The organism is Mycobacterium sp. UM_WGJ (genome assembly GCF_000455125.1).
GTDB lineage: Bacteria > Actinomycetota > Actinomycetes > Mycobacteriales > Mycobacteriaceae > Mycobacterium.
In genome coordinates this window covers 86166-106116 of the sequence record NZ_AUWR01000014.1, presented here as the reverse complement: position 1 = coordinate 106116, position 19951 = coordinate 86166, and the positions used below count along the sequence as shown (strand labels likewise).

Here is a 19951-nt window from a genome sequence, read left to right as displayed (position 1 = left end):
TTGTGATGCATTGGCGGGCATCCCCGTTCGCCAAGGCGGTGGCCACCGGTGCCGCGCTGGCCCTGGTGCTGGCAGTGGGTGCGTCACGCTGGCAACTGATCGCGTTTGCCGCACCGTTGCTGGCCGTCTTGTGCTCGTTGGGCAGTCAGCGGCCGGTTCCGGGCTTGCGGGTACATGCCACGCCGTCGATACAACGCTGCTTCGAGACCGAGTCGGTCGAATTGACTGTCGGCGCAACGGCATCGGATGCCGACATGGTTCGCGTGGGTCTGGCGGTGTCGGCGAATCCGGCGCTGAGCCTGGAGATCACCGAGTCCAGCGCCGCGGCCGGGAGCCGTAAAGCGGTCACCGCCGTCACCGGGCGCTGGGGCCGGTATCCGATCCGTGCCACCGTGCACGCCGTGGCCCGCGGCGGTCTACTGGCCGGGACCGGAACCGTCGATGTCGCCGAACTCACCGTGTTCCCACTGGCGCCGCCGCAGCCCACGCCGATCCCGCACAGCGACCTGCTCGACCGGGTCGGGACCCATCTGACCCGGCATCCGGGCCGTGGAGTGGAGTACGCCGACATCCGCGCCTACGTTCCCGGCGATCCACTGCGCAGCGTGAACTGGCCGGTCAGCGCACGACGCGGCAGCCTGCATGTCACCCAGCGCCTCACCGATCGTGGCGCCGACGTGGTGGTGCTGATCGATGCCTATCCGCAGCCGGCCGGCCCGGCGACCGAGGCGACCGAGCGGTCCGTACTCGGCGCGGCGCAGGTGGTGCAGACCGCGCTGCGCAATGGCGATCGAGCCGGGGTCGTCGTCCTTGGGGGTCGCCAGCCGCGGTGGGTCGGTGCGGAGATCGGGCAGCGCCAGTTCTACCGCATCGTCGACGCGGTCCTGGGTGCCGGACAGGGAGTCGAGTCGACCACGGGAACGCTGGCGCCCCGGGCCGCGGTCCCGGCCGGCGCCTTGATCTTCGCGTTCTCCACGCTGCTGGACACCGAATTCGCGCTGGCGCTGACCGATCTGCGGAAACGGGGCCACGTGGTGCTCGCGGTGGACGTGCTGGGCGGCTCGCCGTTCGAGGACGACCTGGACCCGTTGGTGGCCCGGCTGTGGACGCTGCAGCGCAGTGCCATGTATGGCGACATGGCCACCATCGGCGTCGATGTCGCCCCTTGGCCGTACGAACAGCCGCTGGAACAGGCGATGCGCGTGGTGACGCAGCGGCGCAGACCTGCGGCGCCGCGATGACGCTTGCACCCGGACTCGACACGCGCCTGTCGCCGGCGCTGTCCGGCGGGTGCGGTCTGGCCGGCCTGTCGATGGCCGCGGTCGCCGGCTCAGGCGCCGCGGGGACAACGAGGATCGTGGCGCTGTTGTCCGCCGGTGCGGTGCTACTCGGGCTGCGGTGGCGCGTGGCGGCGACGATGGCGGTGGTGCTCGCGGTCGTCGTGATCGGCCTGGCCGATCCATCCAACGTGGCGGCGGCGGTGGCCGGTCTGGCCGCGGTCGGCTACCTTGCGCTGCGGCACATCGGGACGGTGAGTCCACCGACGGCGATCTTTGCCCTCGGGTTCACCGTCGCGGGGTTGGTCGCGACGGTGTTCCCGTGGCAGCTGCCATGGCTACCGCTATTGGCGCCGTTCGCGGTGTTCGGCCTTTATGTCGTTGCCGTACAACCGTTCCTGCGCACGTCCTTGGGCGCCGAGCGCTAGCCGATCAGACGCCCGATGCCTCGTTGAGTGCCTCCAGGGTGCCGGTGGCCTCCAGGTACTCCTGAATCCACCGCTCGATGACGGTCGCGGTCTTCTCCACCTTGGTGAACTGGCCGACGACCTGGCCGACCGGGTTGAACGCGACGTCGACGCTCTCGTTCGGGTACTTGTTCGTGGCCCGCACGGCCATGCCGGAGACCATGTACTGCAGCGGCATGCCCAGCGGCTTCGGGTTCTCCGGAGCTTCCCAGGCCTCGGTCCAGTCGTTGCGCAGCATCCGGGCCGGCTTGCCGGTGAAGGAGCGGCTGCGCACGGTGTCGCGGCTGCCCGCCTTGATGTATGCCGCGTGCTGAGCCTCGGTGTTCGACGACTCCTCGACCATCAGCCACTGCGAACCGGTCCACGCGCCCTGCGCCCCCAGCGCGAGGGCGGCGGCGATCTGCTGGCCGCTGCCGATGCCGCCCGCGGCGAGCACCGGTACGGGTGCGACCGCCTTGACGACCTCGGGCCACAGCACGATCGAGCCCACCTCGCCGCAGTGTCCGCCGGCTTCGCCGCCCTGGGCGATGATGATGTCCACGCCGGCCGCGGCGTGCTTCTGCGCCTGGCGCGCGGAGCCGCACAGCGCGGCAACCTTGCGGCCCGCCTCGTGGATGTGCTTGATCATGTCCGCCGGGGGAGTCCCGAGCGCGTTGGCGATCATCGTCACCTTCGGGTGCTGCAGCGCGACCTCGACCTGCGGGGTGGCGGTCGCCTCGGTCCAGCCGAGCAGCTGCAGGCTGTCGGCGTCGGCGCCCTCAACGGGCACGCCATGGTCGGCGAGCAGTTTCTTGCCGAAGTCGAGGTGCTGCTGGGGGACCAGCTTGCGCAGCGATTCGGCGAGTTCCTCGGCGGACTGCCCGGAGTCCATGCCCTCGTATTTGTTCGGGATGACGATGTCCACGCCGTACGGGTGGTCGCCGATGTTCTCGTCGATCCACTTGAGCTCGATCTCGAGCTGCTCGGGGGTGAATCCCACCGCGCCCAGCACCCCGAAACCGCCGGCTTTACTCACCGCGACGACCACGTCGCGACAGTGGGTAAAAGCGAAGATCGGGAACTCGATGCCGAGTTCGTCGCAGAGGGGAGTGTGCATGACGGACTCCTTCACGGGGCCTGGGATCGAAATGAAACGTGTTCTAATTAAGTACCAGACGCGGCATCATGAGGCCAGTCGGGCCTAGGTGCGCTGGTGAAACCTAACACTACCGGCAATCGTGTCCGTGGGCATCGGGTGGCTCAGCGAGTGGAGAAAGCGCGCAGCACCGCCACCCCGAAGCCGGCGGCGCGTCGTAACGATCGCCCGTCGGTGCGGTCGGGACCGGTGATGCGCAGCACCGGCCATCCGTGTTCGGCGGCCAGCGCGGCCAGCCGGGGCCGGGGATTGACCGGCCGTGGTCGGCCTACCAGCGCCATCAGCGCGGCATCCTCGTCGCCGTCGGCATAGAAGAAGCTCTGCGTGAGGTCGACCCCGTTGGCCGTGCAGAAGTTTTGCACGGTCGCCGCCTTCTGCGCGCCCCACACCACGGGTTTGACGATGTCACCGGTAAGGATGCCCCGCTCGTCGATCTCGAAGCGGTTGCACAGCACCTGCGCGATGCCCAGGAACCGCGCCACCGGTTCGGCGTGGATGGTCAATGCCGAGGAGCTCAGGACCACGGTGTGGCCGCGCTGCTGATGCGCCCGCACGATCTCGTGCATGTGCGGGTAGATCCGGCTGGCGATGTGGTCGGCGAACAGTCGTGCGCCGACGTCGTCGAGTTCGCTGATCGACTCGCCGCGCAGGTAGCCCGCCGCCCGCACCAGCAACCGTTCGAATTGCATACGCCCCAGGCGATACCGCAGAGCGGCCTCGACGACGCCGAACACCTCACCGGCGCGAGCCTGGCGCCGGCGGATCCGGTCGCCGGCATGTGCGGTGGCGGTGAAACCGGAGACCAACGTGCCGTCCAGGTCAAAGAACGCTCCGATCCGCGCGCCCGATTCGGTGCCGGCGACGTCGGCGATCGGATCACTCGGTACTGCGGTCATCGCCGTCGATGTTACGTCGGGCGCCGGCGGGCCGGGGTGACCGCGCGCCGCGCCACAGGAGAACGTATCTGGGCAGCTGATAGCGTGTTTGGCCTATGCGAAAAGAGGGTCGGCTTCATGACCAGTGAGACAACCGCGACCGACACGAGGGAACCTTTGTCGGAAAAGGCAGAGCAGCAGGGGTGGCAACGCACTCAGCGTGAGCGTGTCGACGTCTACAGCCGCGGGATCTACCAAGTTCACGCGATCTGGCGCGACAGCACCATCCTCAACGGCGGGGCCCATTACGAGGACGGCGTGCTGCTGGCCTACACCACCGAGCTCGCGAAGATTCAGAGTTGGTTGGCTCGCTGAAACCGGCTCGGTAACTGCCGCGGCTCCGGTTCGCAACGGTTGCATAAACGCCCCTCGTGTCACACAGGCATCAGTTTTCACACGGCTAACTTCGGTCCCGACCTTGTAGTTGTTGGGATTGGGGAGAAGCCATGTCACGAATCCGTAAGTACCTGACCGTCGCGGCCGGCGCCGCCGCCGGTCTGTTCCTCACTGCGCTGGCGTCCAGCGCCACCGCGAACGCCGACACCGTGCCGATCAACCCGGGGCTGTCCGGCGTGGTCGAGCAGATGGTCGCGTCGTCGACGAGCATTCCGCAGCAGTTACTGCAGACCACCACGTCGGCGCTGAGCGGCACCACCTTCGGGCCGCCCGCGGCACCCGGACAGGCACCGCTGGCCACCGCGACGTTCAACGTGCCGCCCTCGCCGAGCGCGATGCCGCAGCAGCAGGCCGCGGCGACCGGCCTGCCCGGATTGGGAAACCTCCCGGCCAGCCTGAGCTCGGTGCTGCCGTTCCCGCTGCCGAACTTCGGTGGTCCGGCCCCGGTGGCCGCGGCACCCACGGCGTTCGCTCCCACCGGATATCTGCCGACCGCTCCGGTCGCTCCGGTGACGCCGATGGAGGTCATGCTGATTCCGGGCTTGCCCTGATACTGACTGCGTAATCTCGGACCGGTGAGCGCACGCGCAGGAATTGTCGTCACCGGTACCGAGGTACTCACCGGACGTGTGACCGACCGGAACGGACCGTGGTTGGCTGACCGGCTCCTCGAACTGGGAGTCGAATTGGCGCACATCACGATCTGTGGCGACCGGCCCAGGGACATCGAGAGTCAGCTGCGGTTCCTGGCCGCCGAGGGTGTGGATTTGATCATCACCAGCGGCGGCCTGGGGCCGACGGCTGACGACCTGACCGTCGAGACCGTCGCCAGGTTCTGCGGCCGTGACGTGGTGCTCGACGACGCGCTGGAAGCCCGGATCGCCGAGATCATCAAACCGATGATGGCCCGCTACACCGGTCCGGGCGCACCGGATTTCACGACGGTCCGGGCGGCCAACCGCAAACAGGCGATGGTTCCGGCCGGAGCGACGATCCTGGACCCGGTGGGCACCGCGCCCGGCGTCGTGGTGCCCGGCAACCCGACGGTCGTGGTGCTGCCGGGGCCGCCTCGTGAGCTGCAACCGATGTGGCACAAGGCAATGCAGACCACTGCGGTGCAGGAGGCCTTGGTAGGCCGGACGCACTACGAGCAGCAGATGATCCGGATGTACGGCTTGCCTGAATCCGGCCTGGCCGACACGCTGCGGCATGCGCAAGACGTCATCGGCGATTTCCACCGGCTGGAGATCACCACCTGCCTGCGCCGCGGCGAACTGGAGATCGTCACCCGCTACGAACCGGACGCCGCCGGCGCCTACCAGGAACTGCTGGCATTGCTTCGCGAACGGCATTCCCGGGCGATCTTTTCCGAGGACGGTTCGCAGATCGATGATCTGGTGGCGGCGCTGTTGGCCGGCCGACAGATCGCGACCGCCGAATCCTGCACCGCGGGCCTGCTGGCGGGTCGGTTGGCCGACCCGCCCGGCGCCTCGAACTACCTGGCCGGCGGGGTGGTGTCCTACTCCAACGAGGCGAAGATCGAACTACTCGGTGTCGATCCGGAATTGATCGCCGAGCACGGCGCGGTGTCCGAGCCGGTGGCCGAGGCGATGGCCGCGGGTGCACTGCGCCGCTTCGGCGCCGACACCGCCGTGGCGATCACCGGCATTGCCGGACCTGGCGGCGGAACTCCGGACAAACCGGTGGGCACGGTGTGTTTCTGTGTGGCGCTTGGTGATGGCCGGAAAACCACGCGGACCATCCGACTGCCGGGGGAGCGGGCCGATGTCCGGGAACGCTCGACGACGGTGGCCATGCATCTGCTGTACCGAGCACTGTCAACCGGCTGACTCCTGCCCCCGCCGGTGGTATGAACATCACACCGAGGAGTTGCAGGTGTGAACACACAGTGGGCGTGGCTGAGCGGTTCCGGATATTGGCTGGGGCGGCTGGTCCTCGAACGCGGGATCGCGGCCGTCTACCTGATCGCCTTTGTCGCGGCCGCCCGGCAGTTCCGCGCCCTGATCGGCGAACACGGCATGACGCCGGTGCCGCAGTACGTGCGGCGCCGCCCGTTTCGGCTGACGCCCAGCATCTTTCATCTGCACTATTCGGATCGCTTCTTCGCGTTCGTGTGCTGGCTGGGTGCGGGTCTGGCCGCGGCGCTGGTGGTGGGCGCCGGTGAGTTGGTGCCGTTATGGGCGGTGATGGCGATCTGGCTGCTGCTGTGGGCGTTGTATCTGTCGACCGTCAACGTCGGCCAGACCTGGTATGCGTTCGGCTGGGAATCGATTCTGTTGGAAGCCGGGCTGCTGGCCGTCTTCTTGGGCAACGACCGCGTCGCGCCGCCGGTGCTGGTCATGTGGCTTGCTCGTTGGCTGCTGTTCCGCATCGAGTTCGGCGCCGGGCTGATCAAGTTGCGCGGCGACTCTTGCTGGCGTGACCTGACCTGCCTGTACTACCACCACGAGACCCAGCCGATGCCGGGGCCGCTGAGCTGGTTCTTCCACCACCTGCCCAGACCGTTGCACCGAATAGAGGCAGCGGGAAACCATGTCGCCCAACTGGTGGTCCCGTTCGGGTTGTTCGCCCCGCAGCCCGTCGCCGGTGTGGCCGCCGGGATCATCATCATCACCCAGTTGTGGCTGGTCGCCTCCGGCAATTTCGCCTGGCTGAACTGGATCACCATTGTGTTGGCTGCCGGCGCACTCGACCAATCCTGGCTGACCGGAACGATTTCGGGCCTGCAACCGCCGGACATGCCGCAGGCGCCGATGTGGTTCGCCGTGCTGGTGATGGGGTACGCGGCGGCGGTCGTGGCACTGAGCTACTGGCCGGTGCGCAACTTGGCGTCACGTAATCAGCGCATGAATGCCAGCTTCAATCCGCTTCACCTGGTGAACAGCTACGGGGCGTTCGGGACTGTTGGGCGTTCCCGTCGGGAGCTGGTGATCGAAGGTACTGCGGCGGCGGAGCTCACCGAGCGAACGCCCTGGCGCGAATACCAGTTCAAAGGTAAACCCGGCGCGGTGGGCCGACTTCCAAGTCAATGGGCGCCATATCATCTGCGGCTGGACTGGCTGATGTGGTTCGCCGCGCTCTCGCCGCGGTACGGGCTGCCGTGGCGTGACGCGCTGCTGCAGCGGCTACTGCGCAACGACCGGGACACGCTACGTCTGTTGCGCTACAACCCGTTTCCGGACACCCCGCCGCGCTTTGTGCGGATCCTGCTCTACGAGTACCGCTTCACCACCCGGGCCGAGCGGCGACGCGAGGGGGCTTGGTGGCATCGCAGCCTGGTCGGCGTCTACCTGTCGCCGGTAGCGGCCGGCGGGTCACCCCCGATACCCGAGTAGTCACCGGTGAAACGCCCTGGACGGTGCCGACCGGAACGATTGGGCCGGGGCGGGGCTACCGGGTATCGACCCACAGGGTGAAGCCCGCCAGCACCAGTGCGACCACGGCCAGCAGTGCCACATCGAGGCCACCCAGCCGCGGTGCCTCCGATCCCTCGGCGGCCAGTCGTCGTTCGCGGGCGATCAGGAACAACGGAAACGTGAAACTGATCGCCGTGAGGAATCCGCCGAAGATATAGGCCCAGACGAACCGCACGTTGTGCTTGCGGGCTTCGGTGATCATCAAGACCGCCGCCGACAGGAACAGCATCAGGATGTCTGCGGTGATCGAGCGCGACGCGGGTGTCACCGCGGTGTCCGGCAGGAACCGGGAAAGAAAGGCTGATCCGTCGTAGGCCAGATTCTGACTCCAGGTGGCGATGAGCGCAGCGACGGCGATCGCGGCGTACACCCCGCAGCGGACCTTGGCAGCTGTATTCATCCGGCCACGTTAGCGTCCACGATCCTGGCATAGGCGGGGTTTCGCCTCAAAGCTCGAGCAGCACCGTCACCGGGCCGTCATTGACCAGTTCCACCTGCATATGCGCCCCGAACTGTCCGGTCGCCACCTGGGCGCCCAACCCTCGCAGCGCCTCGGCGAACTCGGCGACCAGGGGTTCGGCGACCGGACCCGGTGCTGCAGCATTCCACGATGGCCGCCGCCCCTTGGCGGTGTCGGCATAGAGCGTGAACTGGCTGACCACCAGAATCGGCGCACCCACATCCGCAGCCGACTTCTGGTTGTCGAGAATCCGCAACTGCCACAGCTTTTCGGCCAGCCGCTGGGCCTTGGCGGAATCGTCGGCGTGGGTCACGCCGACCAGGGCGAGCAGGCCCTGGCCGTCCGGCTCGATCGCGCCGACGGTCTGACCGTCCACTTTGACGCAGGCCGATGAGACACGCTGGACCAGGACTCGCACGGACTCGATGCTAAGTAGGCTTGCCGTGGTGCCTTCCGGGAGGGGTGAGTCGCGTGTCGGTCTTGGTTGCGTTCTCGGTTACGCCGCTCGGCGTGGGGGAGGGGGTTGGCGAGATCGTCGCCGAGGCGGTCCGGGTCGTCCGGGAGTCGGGTCTGCCCAATCGCACCGATTCCATGTTCACCGTGATCGAGAGCGACAGCTGGGCCGAAGCGATGGCCGTGGTGCAACGGGCGGTGGAAGCGGTGGCGGCCCGCTCACCCCGGGTCAGCACGGTGATCAAAGCTGACTGGCGAGACGGCGCGACCGACGCCATGCACACCAAGGTCGAATCGGTCGAACGGCACCTGGCAGCACCGCCGGCTAATTGACCGGCACGTCGAGGATCGGGCGTCCCACGTCGGCGCCGGGGCCGTTGAAATGCCACCATTCCCCGGCGTAGTAGGCCAGGCCACCGGCGCTCATCGCGTCGCGCAGGGCGGCACGCTCGGCTGCGGCACGGGCGCTGATTCCGTCGGCGAATGCCGTTGCGGTCGGCGAGAAGTCATCGAATCCGGTGCCCATCTCCGATAGTCGCCCATTCGCGTCGGCGGTCGTGACGTCGACCGACCGCCCGGTCTCGTGGCTGCGGGCCAGCGAACCCGGCCGGGCCACCCAGTTCGGGTTCGGCACCACCTGGAACATCCGCACCTGCACGTTGTGTGGCCGGTAGCAGTCCCAGAACACCAGAGTCCGGCCTCGGCCGCGCAGTGTGGCGGCCGCGGTCGCCAAACCCGGTGCCAGCGACTCGTGCACGAGGCACCGAGCGTTCGATGGGTAGAGCTGTTCGCCCACGAAGTTGTTCGGGGTGGCATATCGCAGGTCGATGATCGCGTCCGGCACCGCGCTGCGCACGTCGACGAACCCGGCCGCGCGCGCCGGCTCCGACAGCGCCGGCACATCCGATCCCGGCGCGGCGGCCGCGGTACCGGACGTTCCGGCGAGCAGCAGCGCAACAACAAATACGATCCGCAGACTCGGCATCTGCCCATTGTCGCCTGTCAGGCGGCAACCACGATCGTCAGCCGGCTGCCGTCGCGTTCCAGCCGCATACCGGCCCGCCGAGCGACGGCGGCCACCGCGGCGGCATCGTCAGGTTCGGCCCTGGTGGTGGCCAGGGCCCGCGCCAGCTGCCCTTTGTGCGCTTTGTTGAAGTGGCTCACCGAGACTCGCCGGCCATCGGGGTGCTCGGCGACCACATCGACGCGAACCGATCCCGGAACGGCGGCCAGCGCCGCATAGGAGCCGGATCTCAGGTCGACGACCAGCTCGGCTGCGGCGATCTCGGCCAGCACCGGTTCCAGCACCGGCCGCCAGCGTTTTGCCAATCCCGGTTGTCCCGGCAGCTTGGAGGAGGCCGAGAGGCGGTATGCCGGCACCGGATCCGTTGCCCGCAGCAGCCCGAACAAGGCGGAGCCGACGGCGAGGCGGGCGCCGGCCCGGGCGGCCGCGGCACCGCGCAGCGAGTCGACGTCCAGCGCCTCGTACAACACACCGGTGTAGCGGTTGATCGCCGGCGCGGTGGGAGCGGTACGCAGTGCGGCGTTGCGCTCGATCTCAGCATCCTGCGACGCCGACAGCCCCAGTGCGCCGCGGCTGGCCTCCCGATCAGCCGCCAAAGCCACCAGATCGTCGACCAGCTCCGTCCTCAGACCGGTCAGTTGTGGGCACGACAATGCATCCAGGCGCAGTGGTGGTCCGTCGCCGCCGGCGCGTTTGGTCTCCGACGGGGGCAGCAGCACGATCACAGCGCAGACGTTAACCGAGCCGTTCCACACACCAGCGCGGTGGCGAGCATCGCCGCACCGACGGTGTCGGTGGCGTAGTGGTAGCCGCAGGCCACCAACCCGAGCATGCCCAGCAGGCTTACCAGCGTGGCTGCGGTCAGGGCCCAGCCCCGAGCCAGTTTCGAACCGGCTACCACGACCATCATTCCCAGCACCGCGACCAGCAGCGCGGTATGGCCGCTGGGGTACTCCAGGTAGGGCCCGTTACGCCGGTCGAAGAGGTGCTTGAGCGCCATGGTGATGGCGGTGACGGCGAACGGGCAGGCCAGCACCGCGGCTGCCAGCGCCCACTGCCTGCGAGATACGGCCACCAGCAGGCAGGCCACGGTGACCGCCAGCACCAGCCAGCCGCTGGTGAAGATCAACAGCCACCGGGGTTGCGCGCCGATCAGGGTGCGGGCGGCGTCACCGAACCAGTTGTCGATCGGTGTCGAGCCGCGGCCCACCGCCCAACCAAGAACCAATGTCGCCAGCACACCGACCAGCGGCCACCAGCGCAGGAAGGTGGCGAGGCCTCGACCTATCTCAGGCCGACTTCTTGAACAACGGCAGCAGCATCTGGCGGCGCTGGTCGTTGCCGTCGGCGAGAGCGTGCAGGGCCTGGTCCACCGAGCGCGACGTGGGGAACATAGCGTCCTCGTCGAAGTCGCCGAGAAGTTCGTGCACCGACGAGCTCTCGATAAGGGTCCACTCCACGCCTGCGGCACGGCAGTCACCGTCGAGGACGCACAGCAACCAGATTCCGGCGGCGGCGAACGACGTGACCCCGCTCAGGTCGAGCAGCAGCGGTTCCTTGGCAAGGACGAAGCGCCGGGCATGTTCGCTGAGCTGGTCCACGTTGGTGGCATCGATCCGGCCCCGGATGGCGACCACCGTCGCGAGGTGACGGTAGTGCGCCCGAATCTGCGCCCCGCCGCACTCGATGACCGGGTTGATCCGAGCAGTGCCTCGTGTGGTGATCTCGATTGCCATGCCAGCCCCCGCCTTCCATGTCGATCGCTGTCGGCAGCTGTGCCAACCTCGATGTTTCCCGACGTTATGCGGCGAAGTTAAGGCCTCTTGGGCGTCCGATTAACGCTTTGGTGAGATATCGAACGGCTCGGTCGCTCCGGTGAACGCGCTGATCCGGCCGTCGCGGTCGCGGGCATCGCCGTCATAGCGAAGCCGGTATCGCCCGGCAGCGGTGTTTTCCGGAATCGCCCAGGTCACGGTGATGGTCGATCCGCGCCGGCCGGCGCGTCGCCAGCGGAACATCGTCGACCAGTCGCTGTCGTCGGCCACGGTGCGCCACTGGCCACCGGTTTGGTGCTCCACCCGCACATAGGTGCCGCCGCGGTGCAGGTCATTGTTCGGGTACGCGCCGGCGAACACCGCCGACACCGTGGCGCCCGGCTGGTACGCCGGCAGGGGGGCTTGTAAGACATCGCCGAACTGCTGGCCGCCGACCGGCGCATCCGGCTTCGCCCGGCGCCGCGAGCGTCGCCGACGGGACGGCTCAGCGGGACGCGTGCCCGGGGGCGCCGGCCGTCGATCGCGCATCGCGGAGGCCAGCTCAGCCACCACCTGCTGCAGTGCCGGCAGCTCCCAGCGGCCGAACAGGGTGCTGCCACCCTCGTAGCGCTGTTCGTCGTATTCCTCCGGCGTCGTCACGTAGTGCAGGTAGCCGTTGCTGTAGCCGGCCACCAGCACATCGCGCAGTTCGGCCCCGACGATCTGCGCCACCGTGCGGCGCAACCGCAGGCCCGCCACGATGGTCACTTCGGCCGGAATGCCGATCAGGTACAGCTGCCCGATGCGCAGCAGCTGCACCGGGCCGCCCTCGGGCATCAGCATCGACAGCGCCTTGTTCAGCCGGATGCCGGGACCCACCGTTCCCTTGGGCGCCTGCGCGTCACGCAGGCGCGGGGAGAGCCGGTACACCGTATTGGCGATCAAACTGTCGAATAACCGGTTGCGGCCCTGCTTGAACACCGGGTATGCCGGACCGAAACCTTCGTCGGTGCCGGCCAGGCAGGAGGCACCCGCGATTGCGGGGCCGGTGCGATGGGCCCGGCCGTCGCCGGTGAACTCGGGCCGCACCTCGAAATCGGTCAGGTCGACGTAGGTGGCGCGGGCGTCGAGACCCCCGGTGACCTCGGTGCCGTGTCCCAGGGTCAGTTCGGTGGCCGCAACGGCTTGGCGGGATCCGATGATCCGGGTGTTCTCGAATTCGTCGTCGGTGGGTCCGCTGCCGGGCCGCTGCCCGATATTGGGTGACATGTCCCCGGAGTTGGTCTGGGCGAAGGCCGCGATGAAGTCCGGTGGCGTGGCGGCCAGGTAGTCGACACCGTGGTCCAGGCGCTCGCACTGATAGGCGGCGTAACCCTTGTTATCCCCGCTGATCAACGTGTTGCGGTTGGTCATGGACGTGCCGTGGGTGGCGAACCAGTTCACCGCGCCGACCAGCCGGCCGTCGCGTTCGATGCGCAGCAAGGTGGTCTGCGGGTCGATCTTGTCGGGGAAGTGGGCGCGCTCGGCTTCGGGGTTGCGGGCGAACGACGACGGGGAACGGTTGCTGCTGGCGTCGTGCAACCGGCCCACGGCAAGGCTCAGGCTGGCGGGAGCCAGGTCGGCATGCGCTCTATCGACGGCTTCGCAGATCCCGTCGACGATCGCGTTGAACGTCTGGTGCCGGAACCCGTTGGTGTTGGAGTTGTAGAGCCGGTGGTCGGAGTAGCCACCGGGGCCGCAATGGGTGTGCGTCGCCGTCAACATCACGTTGTGGAACGTGTACAGCTCGCCGTAGGTAGCGGCCAGGCGTCCGAGCACCTCATGGTGCACGCTTTCCAGCAGCAGCGGTATCTCGCAGACCACCAGCAGCAGCCGGGTTCCGGCGGCCGGATCGGCGATGACGAATGCCCGTGCGCGCAGCCGGTTGTGCAGTCCATCGGTCTGCTGTTTGGCCACGCCGTAGCCGAGCATCCCGCACTCGGCCGGCTCGCCGGTGATGTCGGCGATTCCGCGCCCAACCTGATAGTCGTCTGGCATCGCTACAGTATTCACAACGGCCCCGTCGGTATCGCCGCCGACGTGCCCGGCTGGTTACTTCACCGGGGACAGGCCCGCTGCTAGTCTTCGATGGCTGCCGGCAACCGGGTTGCGGCTGTCGATCGCCGTGGCGTCGCGGCGGGCCCGCACCCGAGGCAGCCGTGACATGCGATGCCCACCGGCGAAAGAGTGTTGTGCGCAGCGGAGAGATCAAGGCCCTGACCGGGCTTCGCATCATCGCCGCGGTATGGGTGGTGCTGTTTCATTTCCGGCCCCTGTTGCGACTGGCGTCCCCGGAGCTCAGCGATGCGCTCGCCCCGGTGCTCGACCGAGGCGCCCAGGGTGTCGATCTGTTCTTCATCCTCAGCGGTTTTGTGCTGACCTGGAACTACCTGGAGCGCATGGGGGAGACGTTCTCCCTGCGTGCCACGGTGCACTTTCTGTGGTTGCGTCTGGCCCGGGTCTGGCCGATCTACCTGGTCACCATGCACCTGGCGCTGCTGTGGGTGATCTTCACGTTGCATGTCGGGCACGTCCCGACCGAGGACCTGAGCCGGATCACCGCGATCAGCTATGTGCGGCAGGTCCTGCTGGTGCAGTTGTGGTTCGAGCCGTTCTTCGACGGGTCGAGTTGGGACGGGCCGGCCTGGTCGATCAGTGCCGAGTGGCTGGCCTACCTGTTGTTCGGGGTGCTGGTGCTGGCGGTCTATCGGATCATGCGGGTGACCTCGGCGCGCGGGCTGGCGGTGCTGGCGATCATCGCCTCACTCCCGCCGCTGCTGCTGTTGCTGGCGACCGGTCAGTTCTACAGCCCATGGAGCTGGCTGCCGCGCATCGTCATGCAGTTCACCGCGGGCGCACTGGCCTGCGCCGCGGTCCGCAAGATCAGTCCCGCCGACTCGGCCCGTCGCGCCGCAGGGTATTGCGCCGCGCTGCTCATCGCCGCGATGATCGGTGTCCTCTACTACTTCGACAGCCATCCGATCTCGGGGCTCTACGACAGCGGCGGCCTGGTCGATGTGCTGTTCGTGCCGTTGGTGATGGCCCTGGCGATCGGTATCGGCAGCCTTCCCGCGCTGCTGTCCACCCGCGTGATGGTCTATGGCGGGCAGATCTCGTTCTGCCTGTACATGGTCCACGAACTGGTGCACACGTCCTGGAATTGGGCGGCCAAGCAGTTCGAGATCGTGCTCGAGGAGGGGGCGACCGCGGCCAAGTGGACGGTGTGCGGCCTCGTGGTGGCGGCGACCCTGCTGTCAATGTTGCTGTTCCACGCTGTTGAAGAGCCCGGGCGGCACTGGATGCGCAAGATGATCGGCGCCCGGCCCGACTCGGCCCAGGTGACGCCGACCGAAGATCCTTTGGCGGTCGAACCGGCAGAGCCGGACAACTCGGATCCTGCCAACCATTCGACCGCCTCGGACGACGGTGTCCTCAACGAACCCAAGGTCGCGGTTCCGGCTAGTCTTCGCTGAAGTTGATTGGGGGGAGGTAGCCGTGAGTCGGGTGATGACGTTCGCCGTCGTGATGGTGGCCGGGGTCGTCGCGGTGGTCGCGGGAACCGGTTACTTGGCGCGCGAGCACGAATCGCCGCGCCACTACGAGACGGTGCCGCTGAGTTCCTCGCCTAATCGGATCGCGGTGATCGGTGACTCCTACACCGCCGGCTACGAGGACACCGGCCGCGGCGCGGCGAACTGGACCGAGCGGGCCTGGCAGAACCTGGCCGGACGCGGTGTCTACGTCAGCGCCGACGTGGCGGCCGAGGGCGGTGCGGGTTACGGGGTGCGAGGCAACCGTGGCGGCCTGTTCGGCGACCTGACCCGCCGCGTGGTGCAGCCCGATGACGCCCTGGTGGTGTTCTTCGGTTCGCGCAACGACCAGGACGTCGAGCCGGGCGAACTGGGCCGACTGATCGCCGACACCCTGGGCTTGGCCCGCCGTACCGCGCCGGGGGCGCGGATGCTGGTGGTCGGCCCGCCATGGCCCACCGCCGATGTCCCGGGCAGCGTGTGGCGGATCCGCGATGTCCTCAGCATCCAGGCGCGCGTCGTCGGCGCCGAGTTCGTCGACCCGCTCGCGGAGCGGTGGTTCGTCGGCCTGCCCGACCTCATCGGACCGGACGGGGTACACCCCACCGACGCCGGTCACGCCTACATGGCAGACAAGATCGCACCGCTGATCGCGGGACAGCTTCCCAAACGGACTTAGCGCAAAACCGGACGAAACCGGGCTAGCCTCAGCAGTATTGGCGCATGGACACCATGCGCGTACTGATCACCGGTGGAACCGGATTCGTTGGCGGCTGGACCGCCAAAGCGATCGCCGATGCCGGGCACCGGCCGCGGTTTCTGGTCCGCAACCCGGCGGGCCTGCACAGCAGCGTGGAGCGGCTGGGTGTCGATGTGTCCGACTACGTCGTCGGTGACATCACCGACGCGGAGTCGGTGCGCGAGGCTCTGCGCGGCTGCGACGCGGTTGTGCACGCCGCCGCGGTGGTGGCCACCGATCCACGCCAGACGGAGCAGATGCTGGCCACCAACTCGGCCGGCGCCCATAACGTGCTCGGGACAGCGGTTGAACTGGGCCTGGACCCGATCATTCACGTCTCCAGCTTCACCGCGCTGTTTCATCCGGGCCTGACGACGTTGCGTGCGGACCTGCCGGTGGCCGGCGGCGCCGACGGCTACGGCCGGTCGAAAGCCCGGGAAGACCTCTACGCGCGCGGGCTGCAGGACGCCGGCGCCCCCGTCAACATCACCTATCCGGGCATGGTGCTCGGTCCTCCGGTCGGAGACCGGCTCGGGGAGGCCGGCGAAGGAGTACGGACGGCGCTGCAAATGCATGTCATTCCCGGGCGTGGCAGTGCGTGGCTGGTGATCGACGTTCGCGACCTCGCGGCAATGCACCTGGCGCTGCTGGAGCCGGGCCGTGGCCCGCGCCGCTACATGGCCGGTGGTCGGCGGGTACCACCGGGAGAGTTGGCGAGCCTGCTGCAAGAGCTGTCGGGTTCGCCCATGCTCGCGCTGCCGGTACCGGATATCGCCCTGCGGTGGGCGGGCCGCGTCCTGGATCAGGTCGAGCGCGCGCTTCCGATCTCGACTCCGTTCACCGAGGCCGGGATGCAGTACTACACCCAGATGCCCGAATCCGATGACACTCCCGCCGAGCGCGACCTCGGCATCGTGTTCCGGACCCCCCGGGAAACGCTGGCCGACACCATTGCCGGCATCCGCGGCTAGCCGCCCACCCGGCCCGCTCCGGCCAGGAGTTTGTTGAGGATCGGTGCAGCAGTCGCGACATAATGGCAGCGTGACTGACGCCGGCGCCGGGGCACGGTTGGTGGTGATCGTCGTCTTCGACGAGGTGACGATGCTCGATGTCGCAGGGGCAGCCGAAGTATTCGTCGAAGCCACGCGGTTCGGCGCGAACTACGTGGTCAAGATCGCCTCGGTGGACGGCCGTGACGTGACGAGCTCGATCGGTGCACGGCTGGGTGTCACCGACAGCCTTGCCGCCATCGAGTCCGCCGACACCGTCTTGGTCGCCGGCGGCGACTATCTGCCCCGGCAGCCCATCGATCCCGCACTTGTTGAGGCCGTCAGGTCGCTGGCCGGCCGCACACGGCGGCTGGCGTCCATCTGCACCGGGTCGTTCATCCTGGCGCAGGCCGGCATGCTCAGCGGCCGTCGTGCCACCACGCACTGGCACGACGCCCGGTTGCTCGCGCGGGCATTCCCCGACATCTCGGTCGAGCCGGACGCCATCTTCATCCGGGACGGCGACGTCTACACCTCGGCCGGCGTGTCAGCCGGTATCGATCTTGCGCTGGCGCTGGTCGAAATGGATCACGGCAGCAAGCTGGTTCGCGAGGTCGCGCGATGGCTGGTGGTCTATCTGAAACGCGCAGGCGGACAGTCGCAATTCTCGGCGCTGGTCGAGGCCGATCCGCCTCCGGAGTCTGCGCTGCGCAAGGTCACCGATGCGATCGCGGCTGACCCGGCCGCCGACCACAGCGTGACCGCTCTCGCCCGGCGCGCCGCCTTGAGCAGCCGTCAACTGACGAGGCTGTTTCAGGCCGAGCTCGGGACCACCCCGGCACGTTACGTCGAAACGGTACGTATCGATGCCGCCCGTGCCGCGCTCGATGCCGGCCACAGCGTCACCGAGTCCGCGCATCGAGCAGGTTTCGGCAGTCCCGAAACTCTGCGTCGGGTATTCACCGACCACTTAGGTGTGTCGCCGAAGGCCTACCGGGATCGGTTCCGCACGACGGTCCGTTGAGGCCGTTGCCACGGTTCTACACCGCCGGAAACCGCCTGCTCAGCTTCGCCAGGGTCAGCATTTCGCGACCCTTGTCGTCCAGGTAGGGGATACCGATCCCATACTCTGCCCACCGGGCTGCGATTCGGGCCTCCAGTTCGGGAGCAAGCCGGTCGGTCGGCGGGAACCGGCGCCCACCCCACACTTCCCGGGGCTCGATCTCCCAGCTGCGGGTGGCGTCGACGAGCACCCGGGTCCATTCGCCCGCGCCGTACTTGTTGGCGTCGTTGCGTTCCGGTGGAGTCGACGGATCCAAGGAGGACCCGAATCCTGGTCCGAAGAACGCGATATCGCCCAGACCGGCATTGACCCGGTATGACATGGCCCAGTCCAGCGCCACCGGGTCATGCAGATCGATGTCCTCCTCGACGACCACGACGTTCTTGTGGAACCACACCGCACCGCCGGTTCCCCACAACGCGGCGGCGATCTGTTGCGGATGGCCCCGGTAGCGCTTTTGGATCTGCACCAGGGTGTTCTGACCGTTGGTGACCTCTGTCATCCATAGGTCGGTGATGCCGCCGATCCCGAGGTCGTCGAGCGCGTTCCAGGTGATTGCCGATCGTGCGAAGTTGAGAATGCTGTCCTCGTTCAGCATTCCGGGCCGGATGCCCTCGAGGGTTCCGCGTAGCAGCGGATCGTTGCGGTGAGTGATGCGGGTGACCCGCAAGACCGGTGCGGGTGCGGCATCGCCGATGAAGCCCGGGTACTCGGCGAACGGTCCCTCCATGGCGAAGCTCGCCGGGTCGGGATCGATATACCCTTCGACCACGATCTCCGCCGATGCCGGTACGTGCAGGGGAACCGACTCGCAGGCGACCAGATCGACCGGGCGACCGAGTAAGGCGCCCATCATGTCCCATTCGCAGATGCTCTTCGGGAACGGGCTGCCGGCGCAGAACGGCAGCACGTCATGCCAACCGTAGACGACGGCAACCGGCATCGGCTCGGGCTTGTACTCCGCCATATGGCCGCCCCAACCCTGGCTCGGCACCAGGAGTTTGGCGATCTTGTCGCGGTCGATGATCATGCCCCGGTACAGACCGATGTTGTCGCGGCCCGTGACTTTGTCTTGGGTGACCACACCGCAGTAGGTGTCGATGTAGCGGCCACCGTCTTCGCCATGCCACTTCGGTACCGGGAGCTCATTCAGATCTATGGCGGCGCCCTCAACGATGTTCTCCTTGACTGGACCCGTCTGAACCACGCGCGGTGGAATGGGGTTCTTGAAGGCATCTCGAAGATGCGCCACGATCTGCGAATCACTGGTGCCCTCGGGCAGCCCCAACATCAGCAGGATCTGGCGCCGGCTGCCGAGCTCCGACGTCACGAGCTTGGTGCATCGGGTGTTGTTGTGTCCGATGATGTTTTCGAACAGCAACGCGGGCCCGCCCAGGGAGAGGTTGGCACGGGTGATCGCTCCGATCTCCTCGTTCCAGTCGACCGGAGCGGTGATGCGACGTAATTGGTCCGCAGCCTCCAGGGTGGCGAGCCAGCTGCGCATATCCGGACCGCTATCGCCCGGTGCAGCGATGTCGGTGCGACTGGGAAGCCCTGTGGCGGATGTCATTTCGCTCTCTTCACTATCGTCAGCCGAGCTGCCGCCTCGTCGGATTCACCGCTCGCAGCGTCGCCGTTCGCGGTCGGGTGCGGTCCGTCCTTCCAGCGGTTTATCAGCGAGTGTTCTATTCCGAGCTGATCGATGACGCGACCGACCACGTAGTCGGTCACCTCGTCGACGGAGCTGGGCCGGCTGTAATAGGCGACGGTCGGCGGGAAGATCACCGCGCCCGCACGCGCCAGGTAATGCATGTTCTCCAGGTGAATCTCGCTCAGTGGCGCTTCCCGCGCGACCAGAACCAGCTTGCGTCGCTCCTTGAGCGTGACATCGGCGGCACGGGTGATCAGGTTGTCGCTGAAGCCGATTCGGATGGCGCTCAATGTCTTCATGCTGCACGGGCACACGACCATGCCGTCGGTGCGGAAGGACCCGCTGGAAATGGCTGCCGCCAGATCCCTGGCGCTGTAGCTGTGGGTCGCCAGTGCGCGGACCTCGGCCACGGTGGCATCGGTCTCGATTTTGATCGTCGCGCGTGCCCACTCGCTGAGGATCAGGTGCGTCTCCACCCCCAACTCGCCCAGCGTTTCCAGAAGTCGGATGCCCAAGGCGGCGCCGGTTGCTCCGGTCAGAGCGACTACTAGGCGCATCGCTGTCCTCCTCCCACTCGATCGCCCGGCCCCAACGCGGCGGGG

22 protein-coding genes are annotated in these 19951 nt (G+C 67.6%); 11 read left to right on the top strand and 11 right to left on the bottom strand.

Annotated features, from left to right (window positions below; genetic code table 11):
* Positions 1-5 precede the first annotated feature (5 nt).
* A complete protein-coding gene (locus N416_RS0106670; RefSeq protein ID WP_036457440.1) occupies positions 6-1241 on the top strand; it encodes a DUF58 domain-containing protein in 1236 nt (411 codons plus the stop codon).
* Positions 1238-1705, top strand: a complete 468-nt coding sequence (locus tag N416_RS0106665) for a hypothetical protein (protein ID WP_024441342.1) — start codon at positions 1238-1240, stop codon at positions 1703-1705. The genes N416_RS0106670 and N416_RS0106665 overlap by 4 nt, the downstream gene beginning before the upstream one ends.
* Before the next feature lie 4 nt (positions 1706-1709).
* Here N416_RS0106665 and N416_RS0106660 read toward each other — a convergent pair whose 3' ends face one another.
* Both N416_RS0106660 and N416_RS0106655 read right to left on the bottom strand, forming a co-directional pair.
* Entirely contained in the window at positions 1710-2840 is a 1131-nt protein-coding gene (locus N416_RS0106660) for a nitronate monooxygenase (RefSeq protein WP_024441341.1), read from the bottom strand.
* A gap of 143 nt (positions 2841-2983) precedes the next feature.
* A complete protein-coding gene (locus tag N416_RS0106655; RefSeq protein ID WP_024441340.1) occupies positions 2984-3775 on the bottom strand; it encodes an HAD family phosphatase in 792 nt (263 codons plus the stop codon).
* A 117-nt stretch (positions 3776-3892) separates the two neighbouring features.
* Here N416_RS0106655 and N416_RS0106650 point away from each other — a divergent pair, with 117 nt between their 5' ends.
* The 4 genes from N416_RS0106650 (at position 3893) to N416_RS0106635 (ending at position 7566) form a co-directional block, all read left to right on the top strand.
* The gene (locus N416_RS0106650) at positions 3893-4129 is read left to right on the top strand and encodes a hypothetical protein (RefSeq protein ID WP_036457435.1); all 237 of its coding nucleotides are present in this window, start codon (positions 3893-3895) and stop codon (positions 4127-4129) included.
* Between the two features lie 131 nt (positions 4130-4260).
* Positions 4261-4761, top strand: coding sequence for a hypothetical protein (locus N416_RS0106645; protein WP_024441338.1), 501 nt, complete (start codon positions 4261-4263; stop codon positions 4759-4761).
* Positions 4762-4785: 24 nt separating this feature from the next.
* Complete coding sequence (locus N416_RS0106640; RefSeq protein WP_024441337.1) at positions 4786-6060, top strand: competence/damage-inducible protein A; 1275 nt, start codon at positions 4786-4788, stop codon at positions 6058-6060.
* A 48-nt stretch (positions 6061-6108) separates the two neighbouring features.
* Entirely contained in the window at positions 6109-7566 is a 1458-nt protein-coding gene (locus N416_RS0106635; RefSeq protein ID WP_024441336.1) for a lipase maturation factor family protein, read from the top strand.
* A gap of 55 nt (positions 7567-7621) precedes the next feature.
* Here the strand turns inward: N416_RS0106635 and N416_RS0106630 are convergent, their stop codons facing one another.
* Together N416_RS0106630 and dtd are read right to left on the bottom strand one after the other, a co-directional pair.
* The gene (locus N416_RS0106630) at positions 7622-8047 is read right to left on the bottom strand and encodes a DUF2834 domain-containing protein (protein WP_024441335.1); all 426 of its coding nucleotides are present in this window, start codon (positions 8045-8047) and stop codon (positions 7622-7624) included.
* A 46-nt stretch (positions 8048-8093) separates the two neighbouring features.
* On the bottom strand, positions 8094-8525 hold the full coding sequence (gene dtd / locus N416_RS0106625) for a D-aminoacyl-tRNA deacylase (protein ID WP_024441334.1): 432 nt from the start codon (positions 8523-8525) through the stop codon (positions 8094-8096).
* A gap of 53 nt (positions 8526-8578) precedes the next feature.
* Here dtd and N416_RS0106620 point away from each other — a divergent pair, with 53 nt between their 5' ends.
* Positions 8579-8893, top strand: coding sequence for an MTH1187 family thiamine-binding protein (locus N416_RS0106620; protein WP_024441333.1), 315 nt, complete (start codon positions 8579-8581; stop codon positions 8891-8893).
* Here N416_RS0106620 and N416_RS0106615 read toward each other — a convergent pair.
* The 5 genes from N416_RS0106615 to N416_RS21370 all read right to left on the bottom strand — a co-directional run bounded on the left by N416_RS0106615 (position 8886) and on the right by N416_RS21370 (position 13375).
* Positions 8886-9545: a M15 family metallopeptidase gene (locus N416_RS0106615; protein WP_024441332.1), complete on the bottom strand. Its 660-nt coding sequence runs from the start codon at positions 9543-9545 to the stop codon at positions 8886-8888. The genes N416_RS0106620 and N416_RS0106615 overlap by 8 nt on opposite strands.
* Before the next feature lie 17 nt (positions 9546-9562).
* Positions 9563-10309, bottom strand: coding sequence for a peroxide stress protein YaaA (gene yaaA, locus N416_RS0106610; protein ID WP_024441331.1), 747 nt, complete (start codon positions 10307-10309; stop codon positions 9563-9565).
* Positions 10306-10824, bottom strand: coding sequence for a phosphatase PAP2 family protein (locus N416_RS0106605; protein WP_231384000.1), 519 nt, complete (start codon positions 10822-10824; stop codon positions 10306-10308). The genes yaaA and N416_RS0106605 overlap by 4 nt, the downstream gene beginning before the upstream one ends.
* 49 nt (positions 10825-10873) lie before the next feature.
* Positions 10874-11320, bottom strand: a complete 447-nt coding sequence (locus tag N416_RS0106600; RefSeq protein ID WP_024441329.1) for an STAS domain-containing protein — start codon at positions 11318-11320, stop codon at positions 10874-10876.
* A 99-nt stretch (positions 11321-11419) separates the two neighbouring features.
* Positions 11420-13375, bottom strand: coding sequence for a neutral/alkaline ceramidase (locus tag N416_RS21370; RefSeq protein WP_036457410.1), 1956 nt, complete (start codon positions 13373-13375; stop codon positions 11420-11422).
* Between the two features lie 194 nt (positions 13376-13569).
* On the opposite strand from N416_RS21370, the gene N416_RS0106590 reads away from it, so the two are divergent.
* From N416_RS0106590 to N416_RS0106575, 4 genes are all read left to right on the top strand, one after another.
* On the top strand, positions 13570-14850 hold the full coding sequence (locus tag N416_RS0106590) for an acyltransferase (protein WP_024441328.1): 1281 nt from the start codon (positions 13570-13572) through the stop codon (positions 14848-14850).
* Between the two features lie 22 nt (positions 14851-14872).
* Positions 14873-15586, top strand: a complete 714-nt coding sequence (locus N416_RS0106585; protein ID WP_024441327.1) for a GDSL lipase — start codon at positions 14873-14875, stop codon at positions 15584-15586.
* 53 nt (positions 15587-15639) lie between these two features.
* Positions 15640-16617: an NAD-dependent epimerase/dehydratase family protein gene (locus N416_RS0106580; RefSeq protein ID WP_024441326.1), complete on the top strand. Its 978-nt coding sequence runs from the start codon at positions 15640-15642 to the stop codon at positions 16615-16617.
* 70 nt (positions 16618-16687) lie between these two features.
* Positions 16688-17659: a GlxA family transcriptional regulator gene (locus N416_RS0106575; RefSeq protein ID WP_024441325.1), complete on the top strand. Its 972-nt coding sequence runs from the start codon at positions 16688-16690 to the stop codon at positions 17657-17659.
* A gap of 16 nt (positions 17660-17675) precedes the next feature.
* Here N416_RS0106575 and N416_RS0106570 read toward each other — a convergent pair whose 3' ends face one another.
* Both N416_RS0106570 and N416_RS0106565 read right to left on the bottom strand, forming a co-directional pair.
* Positions 17676-19268 (bottom strand): UbiD family decarboxylase, encoded by a 1593-nt coding sequence (locus N416_RS0106570; RefSeq protein WP_024441324.1) that lies wholly within the window; start codon positions 19266-19268, stop codon positions 17676-17678.
* Positions 19265-19906: a UbiX family flavin prenyltransferase gene (locus N416_RS0106565; RefSeq protein WP_024441323.1), complete on the bottom strand. Its 642-nt coding sequence runs from the start codon at positions 19904-19906 to the stop codon at positions 19265-19267. Before N416_RS0106565 ends, N416_RS0106570 begins: the two co-directional genes overlap by 4 nt.
* Positions 19907-19951 lie beyond the last annotated feature (45 nt).